Here is an 11,060-nt window from a genome sequence, read left to right on the forward strand (position 1 = left end):
TCATTTCCCTTCCCACCGCGTCATTCCCAGCGGAAGAGCCAGGCCGACACCGCCGCGCAGACGGCCAGCGTGCCGGCGAGCACACCGATGCCCAGGCCGAGGGAGTCGCCGCCCCGGTCGAGCCAGGCCCACTTCAGCGCGTCGATGGCGTACGTCAGCGGTAGCGCGTCGGCGATCCGCTGCATCCCGTCGGGCATGATCTCCAGCGGCACGGTGGCCCCGGTCAGGAAGATCATCGGGAAGTAGACGATGTTGGCGATGACGATCGCGGTCTGCTCGCTGGGGGCGAGGGAGGCGATGACCATGCCGATGCCGAACATGGCGGCCGCCGCCAGCAGCGCGATCCCGACGAACGCGGCCAGGTGGGCGGGCGGGTTGAGGTCGTACGCGAGCATGCCGACGACGATGAGCAGGACCGTGCCGACGGCGCAGATCGCGACGTTGATCAGCACCTGGGCGGTCAGGAACTGGCCAGGCCGGGCCGGGGTGGCGCGCAGCCGGCGCAGGAAGCCGCGGGAGCGGTACTCCACCATGCCGAGCGGGAAGCTCATCAGCCCGGCGACCGCGACGACGAGCCCGACGTACGCCGGCACCGAGACGTCGACGGTGCCGAGCCCGTCGAACTGCTCGCTGGGGTCGTTGCCGTAGATGCCGCCGAAGATGGCCAGCACCATGACCGGGAAGGCGAGGCCGAAGAAGAGCGGCGGGAAGTTGCGCAGCATGCGCTTGGTCTCGAAGGCGAGCACGTTAGTGAACATGGGTCTGCTCTTCCGACAGGGTGAGGTAGACGTCTTCCAGCGAGGCGGCCAGCGGCCGGGCGGCGATGCCCCGGTCGGCGAGCACCCCGTCGACACGCTCGCGGGAGCCGGCGTCCTCCGCCCGTACGAGCAGCCGGTTGCCGGCCGGGGTGACGCTGACCCCGGCCAGGGCGGTGAGTTCGGCGCGCAGGGCGGTGTCGGCGGCGACGCCTTCGAGCATCAACCGGTCGCCGCCGCCGGCGTGCTCGCGGACCAGTTCGGCCGGCGAGCCCGTCGCGACGAAGCGACCCTTGACCAGGATGCCGACCCGGTCACAGAGGTATTCGATCTCCTCCATGTGGTGCGAGGTCAGCAGGATGGTCAGCCCGTCGTTGTTGCGCCGCCGCAGTTCCTCCCAGATGACCCGGCGGGCGGCCGGGTCGAGGCCGGTGGTCAGCTCGTCGAGGAAGACCACGTCGGGGCGGCCGAGCAGGGCCAGCGCGAGCGACAGCCGCTGCTGCTGGCCGCCGGAGAGCTTGGCGACCTGCTTCTTGCGGTGGCTGGTCAGACCGAACTGTTCGAGCAGCTCGGGATAGCCGGCCCCGTCCGGATAGAAGCCCGCGAACAGCCGGCACACGTCGTCGACCGACGCCCGGGGCGGGTACGCGGAGTGCTGGAGCTGCACCCCGGCGATCCGGGCCATCCGGTCGCGGTCGACGCGCGGGTCGATGCCGCCGACCCGGATCTCGCCGGCGTCGGGGCGGCGCAGCCCTTCGAGGCATTCGAGCAGGGTGGTCTTGCCGGCGCCGTTGGGGCCGATCACCCCGACGATCTCTCCTTTGTCGACGGTCAGGTCGACCCGGTCGACCGCCACCACCTCGCCGTAGCGGACGGTGACGCCTCTGGCCTCGATCACCCGGGCCTCCTCATCTGTGGCGGGCCGGCCGGGACGGTGGCCCGCTGGGCGCTGGTGTTGGTGTAGTAACCGGCGAACGAGGCGTGCACGAGCAGGGCCGGCAGCACGCTCGCCTCCACGATGGTCAGCAGCCCGCACACCAGCGACAGCACGACGCTGGACACGGCGAGCACGAAGGCCTGGAGGCGCTGCTCGGTCAGCAGCACCTGGGCGGTGGTGAAGATCAGGCCGCTCACCACGACCGCCAGCCAGGCCGGAGCACCGGCGACGAGCAGCCCGGCGAGCAGCACACCACGGAAGACGAACTCCTCCACGGCCGCGCTGATCATCGGCACGCTCCACCGCCAACGGCGGGGCAGGACCAGGATCTCCTGCACCCAGCGGACCCCGGACACCGCTCCCGGTACGTCGACGCGGGGCGCGAAGGCGTAGAGCAGCGACATGGCGAACGAGGTGAGCGCGCTCGCCCCGACGACCGCGAGCAGGGTACGCCCGATGCCCGCCCAGCCGACGTCCCAGCTCAGTACGCCCACCACGTCGACGTCGCCGAGCCGGGCCAGCGCCGCCGCGGCGAGCAGGCCGAGGGCGAGGTAGATGACGGTGCCCAGGATCGGGAAGACGTACTTCGCGGGCAGGTTGGTGCGGGAGGCGACCGCGAGCCGGATCCGCTGACGGCGGCGCGGGTCGGCGAACGGCAGCCGGTAGAGCGCCAGCCAGGCCGCGGTCACGACGACCGACAGCCCGGCGAACAGCCAGACCTGCCCGGTCACGGGCGACTCCAGCGTGGCAGCAGCACGAGCACCACCAGGTTCTGCACGACGTGGGCGATCAGTGGTACGAGCAGACTATGTCCACTCAGGATGAAAAGCGCGCCGAGCCAGAGCCCGGTGAGGGTCTTCTGGGCCACGGTCAGCCAGCCGTAGTAGAGGTGGTTGAGGCCGTACACGAGCGCGGTCAGACCGACCGCGATTGGGCTGAGCAGGCCGAACGGGTCGAGCAGCAGGCCGAGGGCGACGCTGCGGAAGAGGATCTCCTCGGCGACGGCGATCCCGAGGGCGGCCAGCACCCGCAGCGGGCCGAGCCCGACCCGCTCGTGCACCCCGATGCCGCCGACCCGCTGCCGCCGGGCCAGCAGCACCCCGGCACCGAGCAGGTATTCCAGGAACGGGGCGGCCAGCCCGAGGACGACCGCGACGACGTACCAGAGGGGGTTTCCGGTGGTGAGGACGACCAGGCCGGCCGGTGCCACCGCCACCGCGAGGGCGGCGACGGCGAGCAGCGCGACGGCGAAGCCGGCCTCGGGCGGGAACCGGCGGGCGGCGACCGGTACGCCCGGCCGGGCCGGCCCGCCGGCCCCGGTCAGCAGCAGCCGGAACGCCTGACCGGGGAACGCCACACTGACCAGCACCAGCAGGCTAAGGGAGAGGATGGGGGTGCTCATTGGTCACTCCGCCGTAGCTGAGCATCCGTGGATGGGCCTTGGGCGGCATTCCGGGCAGGCACATGCTGAGCAGTTCCGGGATGAGGACCCGGACCACCTTCCAGTTGGTCTCGGCCAGTTCCGGCGGGGTGATGTCGAGGTAGCAGGCCCACTCGCTGACCCCGCCGACCATTTTGATCAGCGCGGTCAGGGTCTCCTCGTGGTCGCCGAGCGCCGGGATCTCGCTGAGCTTCACCGAGGTGCCGGAGAACCGCCCCGCGACGATCTCCCGCTTGCGCCGGGCGTCCTGCGGGCTGGCGTAGAACAGGACGTTGGTGTCCAGGTCGAGGTAGGGCGAGGTGTTGACGGCCGCGTGCACCGAGGTGGTGTCGAAGATGGCCGAGTACATGCCGAGGCCGGTGATCGCGGCGCTCTCCATCGTGCCGCGCAGGACCGCCGAGCGCGGGTCGCCGTCGCCCTGCACGCCGAAGCTGATCAGCGGCAGCGCGTCGGTCTTGCGGTCGAGGAAGACCCCGACGGTCGGCAGCGGCAGCTCGGGCCGGGTCAGGTAGCCGGCCTTGATCCGGTATTCGGAGTCCGGGCCGAGCTTCATGCTGGCCAGCACCCGCAGGACGTCCTCGTCGTCGATGACCACCGACGGCGCGGGGGTCGGCGTGTACCAGTTCAGGATGAACGAGTCGATCTGGACGGCCTCGATCAGCGCGTTGCGCAGCGCCCGGTCGAGGCTGACGTGGGCCGCGGTGCCGGTGGAGAACGACGGGGTGAAGAGCAGGTCGCCGTGCTCCTCGCTGGCGGTGAAGCCGAGGAAGAACAGTTGGGCGGGAACCCAGACGTCCTCGCCGGGGCGGACCAGCGACGGGCAGCGTACCCAGGCGATCTTGTCGTCCTCGGTCGGCGGGCGGCCGGTGTAGCGGTGCAGCCGCTTGCTCAGCGCCTCCTGCTGCGCCGGGTCGAGGATGCCGAGCAGGTCCAGGGGCATACAGGCCCCCTCCTGGCTCAGCTCGCGCCGGGTGGCGTAGCGGAACTCCTGGTCGAACATGCGGATGGCGGTCATCGCGCCGTACCGCTCGACGCTCTCCCCCATCAGCTTGATCAGGGCTTCCTCGTTGTAGAGCCCGTATCCGCTGAGGTGGTACTGCACCTGGAGGTGCGGGTCGTTCATGATCGAGCGGTGGTAGTGCGGCATCGTCGCCGTCATCGCCCGCATCTGCGGCTCGCCGGGGATGTCGGCGACCGAGACGAGGAAGCCGGGCATGATGCCGGTCTGGTTGCCGCCCAGGTGCCGGTAGCGCCGCAGCAGGTGCGGCATCGGCGGGTAGTGCGTCAGTCCGGTCACCGCAGCACCTCGGCGACGATCCGGTCGACGGCGGCCCGACTGTTGAAGTTGATCTCCTTGAGCCGCTGCCGGGAGACCTTGCCGCAGGCCGGGCAGTTCGGCATCCGCAGCAGGTCCTGGGCCTGGATCTCCCAGGTCGGCAGGTGGATGCTCAGTGCCCGGCCGGAGAACCGCGACGAGCCGACGGCGGCATGCAGGTAGCCCTCGGTCAGCGCCATCACGGTCAGCATGCTCATCATCGGCGCGTCGGTCGGCCGTTCCACCTGGGCGCCCATCGGCGAGCGGGCGAAGTCGTGGTAGGTCACGTGGTCTTCGAGGCGGGCCAGGGCCCGCTGCTCGAAGCACTCGAAGCAGCCGGTGTGCGGCGACCTGACACCGACGACCGAGATGAACGGCCCGTCGATGAACGCGCTGACCCACGGCACGTCGGTGTATTCCAGCAGCCGGTTGAGGTTGCGCAGCAGCGGCAACGACGGCCGCTGGAAGCAGCTCACCACGGCGGCCGCCGCGGTGACCGCCGGCCGTAGTTCGGCGATGCCGCGCTCGGTGGCCAGGCCGTCGATCCGCGAGGTGAGGTCGGCGGCGCCGAGCCGGTCGAGCAGGTCCGCGTCGGCGACGGTCAGCCGCAGCCGCATGCCCTCGGCGAGTTGCCGGGCCTGGGTGGCGGACGCCCCGCAGTCGGTCAGGAAGAGCACCTCGCCCTCCGGCGCCCCGCCCCCCGTCGGGTACGGCGTGACCAGCCGACCGAGCAGCGCCGCGGTGACCGCGTCCTGGATCGCCCCCTGGCTCTCGTCGACCAGCATCCCGGCCTGGGCGAGGTCGGCGAAGAGGCGCTCGATGTTGGCCCGCTCGATCGGCAGCAACTCCGGGTCGAGGTGGTCGGCCACCTCGACGGCGCCGGTACGCAGTGCCCGCAGTGCCCCGCGTACGGACCGGGCCACGGCCGGGGACTCGGCGCTCACGTCGACGACGGCCTCCTCGAAGTTCCACACCCCGGTGCGGATCCGCATCCGCCCGGTGCCGTCCTCGATCAGCCGTGCGGTGCTGGCCAGCACATACGACACCGGTCTACTCCCCCTGTCCGACTACGGTGAGGTGGACGACGTGGCGGGTGTGCCCGTCCAGCCCCAGCGCCTGTTCGATGGTCTGCTTGTCGTAGCTGCCCTGGTCGCTGCCGGCCAGCGCGAGCGCGGTCCGGGCCAGGTGCAGGTTCTGCAGGATCGCGCCGACCTCGATGAGCCCGAACACCACGCCGCCGTCGCCGTACTTGCGGGAGTTGTGGTAGAGGTTGTAGGTAAAGGTCAGCACGAATCCGGACTTGTTGACGTCCAGGTCGGGCGAAGACAGGATCGCGTTCGCACTCTCGTCCGCCACCCGGGCCAGCGCGTGCGCGTACGGCTGGTATTCGTAGACCCCGGCGGTCAGTCCGGTCACGTTGAAGACGTGCACGAAGATCGACACCGGGTAGAGGCCACCCCCGGAGGGCGCGTTGCGTAGCTTGATCACGCCGTGCGGGTCGGCCGGATTGCCGTACGGCAGTTCGCCGGAGTTGCCCTGGCAGTGGAACAGCATCGTCGACAGGTCGGCCAGGCTGACCGGCTTGCCGCTGAACTCGCGGGTGCTGCGGCGCATGGTGACCGTCGCGGTCAGGCCGGTCTTGAGCGTCTTCGGCTTCGGCAGCCCGATCGAGTCGCGCAGATCCTCCTCCAGGTCGGCGTGACACGAGGAAAGGATGGCGTCGGGCTCGTAGAACCGCCCGATGCCCAACTGGAATCCGAGACGCGCGTTGTCGGTGCGGTAGTTCAACAGCAGTTGCTCACCGGCGAAGTCGTCGTCGCCCACCGCCCACCGGCCGCGCACCACCACGTCGGGCGGGTTGACGACGGTCGAGGAGGAGTACATGGAGACGATCGTGTGCTGCATGGCGAAGCCGCCGGTCTGGCGAAGGTAGTCGTGGCGCGACAGCGCCTCCTCGACTTCCTCTTTGGTTCTCTCGTACGGCATGTGGGTTTTCTCCGGCCCTTTCCAGGGAAACGGTGGCGTCGCAGGACGCGCCGCCACCGGATCACACGTGCGGTACTACCAGGAGCAGCAGCTGGAGCAGCAGCAGTTGCCGCCACCGCAGGTCGTGGAGGCACCGGGGGCGACCGTGACGGTCAGACCGCCGGTCGCGGTGGTCGATACCTGGCCGGAGAAGCTCAGCATGGACGGGGTCTCCCTTCTGGACGGTTACTTGCGGGCACTAGCCGGAGCTGCGGCTTCCGGGACTACCAGGAGCAGCAGCTCGTGCAGCAGCAGTTGCCACCGCCGCACGTCGTGGAGGCACCGGGGGCGACCGTGACGGTCAGACCGCCGGTCGCGGTGGTCGATACCTGGCCGGAGAAGCTCAGCATGAGCGCACACCTTCCCTCGCGGGCACGGACGCCCGGACAACCCAAACGCTCATCGGCGTCGATTGAGAGCTGACCGTAACAGAGCCCTGTTCACGAAAAAAGATCGAATGTTACGAGTGTCAACATGCTCGGTGAACATCGTTACCGCCACCATCGCCACCAGTCGGTCTAGATCGGACAAACGACCCAACGGCCGAAATCCGCAGCCCAGCCGGCCCGCCGACAGGAGCACTTTCATCGTTGACCGATCTGCATATGTAATGAAATCGATAGCTGATCTTGGAATCTCTCGTATGCGGCGGCCGTTCGGGGCGCCAAACCCGATCGCGGTCCGGGCGACGGCGAGACTACCCTCGGCCGCGTGCTGATCAGGGAGTTCGTCGAAGCCGACTGGGCGCGGGTGGGGCCGATCATCGAGGAGGTCGTCCGCGCCGCGGACACCTTCACCTACGACCCGGCGATGACCGCCGAGCAGGCATACCGGGTCTGGATCGAGGACCCGCCCGGACAGACGGTCGTCGCGGTCGACGGCGACCGGGTGGTGGGCACCGCGAAGATGGGCACCAACCGGCCCGGACCGGGCTCGCACGTGGCGACCGCGAGTTTCATGGTCGCCGCCGGGGCGCGCGGCCGGGGTGTGGGCGGCGCGCTGTGCCGGTACGCGCTGGACTGGGCCCGCGACCGGGGCTACGCCGGGATGCAGTTCAACGCGGTGGCCGAGTCGAACCACCGGGCGGTCGAACTCTACCGCCGGCACGGGTTCGAGGTGGTCGGCACGGTTCCGGGCGCCTTCGCCCACCCGCGCCTCGGCCGGGTCGGCCTGCACGTCATGTACTGCCGGTTCTGAGCCGCATGTACTGCCAGTTCTGAGCCGCCCGGCCCGCCGCAGACGGGCCGGGCGGGTGCGACCCCAAGATACGATCTTGGAATGCCGAAGCTCAGCGGCCGCGTCACCGTCGACGCCGTCGACCTGCGCCCCTACCTGGCGGCGCTGCCCGCCCTGCTGACCGGCTGGCGGGCCCTGCGTTTCGACGACGGCGTCGCGATCCACCCACGCACCGGGGAGCCGCACGCCGGGCTCGCGGTGGTGCGGGGTTCGCACCCGTACCCCGGCACCGTCTACCGGCTGCTCGTGCCCGAGGAACAGACCGGCCGGCCCGGTCACGACCGGGGCACGGCCGTGAAGTACCGGCCGGTCCGGCTGGAGTTGCTCGCCGACGAGCACCACCGGGCCGCGTTCGCCGTACGCGACGAGGCCGGCGCCGCCGACGTACGGGTGACGGTCGAACGGCCGGACCGCCCCGGGCCGGTCGAGGTCGTGGCCGAGATTCGCGACCCGTCCGGCGGCAACCGGTTCACCCGTGGGGCGGCCCTGCTCCGGGTCCGGCTGGCGACCGACCGGCTGCCGCCGCACGGTGGACAGGAGCCGCAGTTGGTGGCCACCGTCGAGCATCCGCGCGGGCGCGGCCGGGCCGACCTGCGCGTCACCGGCGGCCGATCGTGGACGGTCGCCGGTTCGGTCACCGCCGGTGGCCGGGGGCTGATGCGGCCGGCGGTGGGTCTGCTGTGGGTGTTCCTGCGCCGACCGGCCCGCCGCCGGCTCGACGCGTTCCTCGCCGCGCTGCCCGGACAGGTCGCCGAGGCGCACGGCGGGTCGGTGGCCCGTTGGGGGCCGCACCCCGACCCGGAACGGATCGCCGCCGACCTGCTCGCCGGAGTGCTCGACGAGTTGCCGACCGTGGTGCCGGCCGGGGCCGGGCGCGCCGGTCCGGTGGACCCGGCGGCCGGCTCCGCCGTCCCGGACCGGACCCCACCGATCGGCTAGCGTCGGCCGGATGACCCTCTCCCACGGCGGCGGGCGGCTCGTGTCGCTGCACCGCTATCCCCTCAAGTCCGGCGCCGGCGAAGCACTGTCCGATGTGGATGTCGATCGGGACGGGCTCGCCGGTGACCGGGTCTGGGCCTGTGTCGACGCCGACGACGTCCTGGCCAGCGCCAAGAAGCCGGGCCGCTTCGGGCGGCTGCTCGACGTCACCGCCCGCGACACCGGCACCGGCGGGCTGACCGTCACGGTGCCCGGCGCCGCCCCGGCATCCACAAACGACGGTACGGCCGACGCCGCCCTGTCGACCTGGCTCGACACTCCGGTACGGCTGACCCGTACCGCCCCGGCCGGCGGCCGGGTGCACCGGTGGTGGCCCGACGAACCCGGGCTGATCCCGGAGTGGATGGCCGACGCCCGGCCCGGCACCGACACCACCACCCCGGTCGGCCTCGAACCCGGCGGGCGGTTCTTCGACTTCGGCCCCGTCCACCTGGTCACCACCGGGGCGCTCGCGGCGCTCGCCGGGCAGCACGGCGCACCGGTGGCCGCCGCCCGGTTCCGCCCCAACCTCGTGCTGTCGCTCGACCACGATCCGGAACCGGGGCAGCGGCTGCGGATCGGCCCGGACCTGGTCCTCTCGGTGCTGGTGCCGACGCCACGCTGTGTCGTACCGTCGCTCGCCCAGCCGGGCGGCGTGCCGGCCGACCCCCGGCTGCTGCGTACCCTCGCCCGGCACCACCGGATGCCGGTCGCGTCGTACGGCCGGGCCACCTGTTTCGGCCGGTACGCGTCGGTCGTCGAACCGGGCGCCGTACGCGTCGGCGACCCGGTCCGGTCCTGACCGGTCAGGGCCGCGACAGCCGCAGGACGTACGTCCGGGCCAGTTCGGCGTCGGCGAACGCGGCCTCGGTCGGCGCCGGATAGCTCGCGACCACCTCCAGGCTCTCCCACGGCAGGGTGCCGCGACCCGGGTCGCCGACGAGCACCCGGCCGCCGCGCGCCACGACCCGGTCGAGGAACGGCAGCATGCGGTCGGCCATCGACGGGTCGTAGAAGACGTCACCGGCGAGCACCAGGTCGGCGCCGTCTCCGTCGGTGTCGAGCACGTCGCGTCCGCTCACGTCGACGGCGACCCCGTTGGCCGCCGCGTTGAGGGCGATCACGGCGATCGCGTACGGGTCGATGTCGGTCGCCGTCACCGTGCTCGCCCCGGCGAGGGCCGCCGCGATGGCGACCAGACCGGACCCCGAGGCCAGATCGAGTACCCGGCACCCCGCGGCCGTCTCCGGATGATCCAGCACATACCTCGCGACGGCCTGGCCACCCGCCCAGGCCGAGGCCCAGTACGGCGCCGCCAGGCTCCGGCCCGCCTCGGCCTCCATCCTGGCCCACCACACGATGGCGTCCTCGGCCAGGTGCAGCCGGATCTCGGGTACGAGCGGCACCTCGACGAGGTGCAACGCGTCGAGCCCGTCGGGGCGGTCGCGTCGCTCGGTGACCTTGTGTTCGAGGTCGGTACGGGGGTTTCCGGGCGGGGTGGTCACCTATCCAGGATGCCGGCACCGGGGACATGACGCGCGCCGATTCGCACGCAATCCGCTGCCGGAGGGATCGGGGCACCGCCGCCGGGTCGCGGCGAAACACGTTGATCTGGGCGTCAGAGACCCTATCCCCGGCGGATAACGTCCCTGACGCCCAGATCAACGCGGTACCCCGCTGGCACCCCGACCCGAGCGCGGCAGCCGATCCGGACATCGGGGCATTTCCGGCGCGGATGGTGACGCCTGTCGGGCGGCCGATCGGCGGAATGGCCGGCAGGCCCGGGTCGTTGTACATGACCGCGGCCGACAGCGCCCCGCCAGCCGCCCGACGCCCCGCCTGCGGGCTGGAATGGCCCGGGCCGCGCGTGCGTTACACCCGGTCCGGACGTGCCTGGAAGTGCGGGCCGGAATGGCCCGGGCCGGCGGTGCGTTACACCCGGTCCGGACGTGAGCAGCACCCCCCGCGCCACGTCCCCCGCTCTTCTCTTTGCCCCGCGTGAGAGGCATGCGTGAGGGCGGCAGCCGATCCCCCTCGGCTGTCACCATCCCCCTCGAACAAAGGACACCCCCGATCATGACTGTCTTCGCCACGTACACCCGCAAGGCCCTGCTCGCCACCGCCGGCATCGCCATGGCCGCCGGTCTGGCCGGCCCGACCAGCACCGCCCTGGCCACCGACCCCACCCCCACGCAGGCCGTCACGGTCGCGCAGACCGTGGCAGAGCAGGCGGACAAGCCGACCACCGAACAGCTGATGCCGAACGGTGTCCCGGGCAACCAGTCCAGCTTCACCCCCAACGCCGAGCAGCTCGACAACGCCCGCAAGATCATCAACGCGGGCAAGGATATGAACCTGCCGCCGCGCGCCTGG

Annotated in this window: 11 protein-coding genes and 1 pseudogene; 4 read left to right on the forward strand and 8 right to left on the reverse strand. The window is 71.5% G+C overall.

All coding sequences use genetic code 11. The features are described from left to right. Positions 1-20: 20 nt before the first annotated feature. From AB0M79_RS31220 to AB0M79_RS31250, 7 genes are read right to left on the reverse strand one after another with little or no spacing between them, the layout of a single operon-like run. A complete protein-coding gene (locus AB0M79_RS31220) occupies positions 21-758 on the reverse strand; it encodes an ABC transporter permease (protein WP_364220721.1) in 738 nt (245 codons plus the stop codon). Then, entirely contained in the window at positions 748-1,653 is a 906-nt protein-coding gene (locus tag AB0M79_RS31225; protein WP_357542631.1) for an ABC transporter ATP-binding protein, read from the reverse strand. The genes AB0M79_RS31220 and AB0M79_RS31225 overlap by 11 nt, the downstream gene beginning before the upstream one ends. Continuing rightward, positions 1,650-2,423 carry a CPBP family intramembrane glutamic endopeptidase gene (locus AB0M79_RS31230; RefSeq protein ID WP_364220725.1) on the reverse strand — a complete coding sequence of 258 codons (774 nt, stop codon included), beginning with the start codon at positions 2,421-2,423 and terminating at the stop codon, positions 1,650-1,652. The genes AB0M79_RS31225 and AB0M79_RS31230 overlap by 4 nt, the downstream gene beginning before the upstream one ends. Beyond that, positions 2,420-3,094, reverse strand: a complete 675-nt coding sequence (locus tag AB0M79_RS31235) for a CPBP family intramembrane glutamic endopeptidase (RefSeq protein WP_357542635.1) — start codon at positions 3,092-3,094, stop codon at positions 2,420-2,422. The genes AB0M79_RS31230 and AB0M79_RS31235 overlap by 4 nt, the downstream gene beginning before the upstream one ends. Next, entirely contained in the window at positions 3,069-4,430 is a 1,362-nt protein-coding gene (locus tag AB0M79_RS31240; protein ID WP_364220729.1) for a YcaO-like family protein, read from the reverse strand. The genes AB0M79_RS31235 and AB0M79_RS31240 overlap by 26 nt, the downstream gene beginning before the upstream one ends. Further along, complete coding sequence (locus tag AB0M79_RS31245; RefSeq protein WP_364220732.1) at positions 4,427-5,494, reverse strand: TOMM precursor leader peptide-binding protein; 1,068 nt, start codon at positions 5,492-5,494, stop codon at positions 4,427-4,429. The genes AB0M79_RS31240 and AB0M79_RS31245 overlap by 4 nt, the downstream gene beginning before the upstream one ends. A gap of 4 nt (positions 5,495-5,498) precedes the next feature. Then, positions 5,499-6,434, reverse strand: a complete 936-nt coding sequence (locus AB0M79_RS31250; protein WP_364220735.1) for a SagB family peptide dehydrogenase — start codon at positions 6,432-6,434, stop codon at positions 5,499-5,501. 750 nt (positions 6,435-7,184) lie between these two features. Here AB0M79_RS31250 and AB0M79_RS31255 point away from each other — a divergent pair. The 3 genes from AB0M79_RS31255 to AB0M79_RS31265 all read left to right on the forward strand — a co-directional run bounded on the left by AB0M79_RS31255 (position 7,185) and on the right by AB0M79_RS31265 (position 9,489). Beyond that, on the forward strand, positions 7,185-7,670 hold the full coding sequence (locus AB0M79_RS31255) for a GNAT family N-acetyltransferase (RefSeq protein ID WP_364220737.1): 486 nt from the start codon (positions 7,185-7,187) through the stop codon (positions 7,668-7,670). Between the two features lie 81 nt (positions 7,671-7,751). Next, positions 7,752-8,648, forward strand: coding sequence for a hypothetical protein (locus AB0M79_RS31260; protein WP_364220740.1), 897 nt, complete (start codon positions 7,752-7,754; stop codon positions 8,646-8,648). 10 nt (positions 8,649-8,658) lie between these two features. Further along, entirely contained in the window at positions 8,659-9,489 is an 831-nt protein-coding gene (locus AB0M79_RS31265; RefSeq protein ID WP_364220742.1) for an MOSC domain-containing protein, read from the forward strand. Between the two features lie 4 nt (positions 9,490-9,493). On the opposite strand, the gene AB0M79_RS31270 is transcribed toward AB0M79_RS31265, so the two are convergent. Continuing rightward, complete coding sequence (locus tag AB0M79_RS31270) at positions 9,494-10,108, reverse strand: 50S ribosomal protein L11 methyltransferase (protein WP_364220757.1); 615 nt, start codon at positions 10,106-10,108, stop codon at positions 9,494-9,496. 655 nt (positions 10,109-10,763) lie between these two features. Here AB0M79_RS31270 and AB0M79_RS31275 point away from each other — a divergent pair. Then, a pseudogene (locus AB0M79_RS31275) lies at positions 10,764-11,060 on the forward strand (hypothetical protein); the annotation flags it as partial.

The sequence above is a fragment of the Polymorphospora sp. NPDC051019 genome, assembly GCF_040683055.1.
In the GTDB taxonomy this organism is placed as follows: domain Bacteria; phylum Actinomycetota; class Actinomycetes; order Mycobacteriales; family Micromonosporaceae; genus Polymorphospora; species Polymorphospora lycopeni.

Coding starts and splice junctions, on each gene's coding strand:
- AB0M79_RS31235 (WP_357542635.1), bottom strand. CDS start 3,094: ATGAGCACCCCCATCCTCTCCCTTAGCCTGCTGGTGCTGGTCAGTGTG.
- AB0M79_RS31265 (WP_364220742.1), top strand. CDS start 8,659: ATGACCCTCTCCCACGGCGGCGGGCGGCTCGTGTCGCTGCACCGCTAT.
- AB0M79_RS31250 (WP_364220735.1), bottom strand. CDS start 6,434: ATGCCGTACGAGAGAACCAAAGAGGAAGTCGAGGAGGCGCTGTCGCGC.
- AB0M79_RS31220 (WP_364220721.1), bottom strand. CDS start 758: ATGTTCACTAACGTGCTCGCCTTCGAGACCAAGCGCATGCTGCGCAAC.
- AB0M79_RS31260 (WP_364220740.1), top strand. CDS start 7,752: ATGCCGAAGCTCAGCGGCCGCGTCACCGTCGACGCCGTCGACCTGCGC.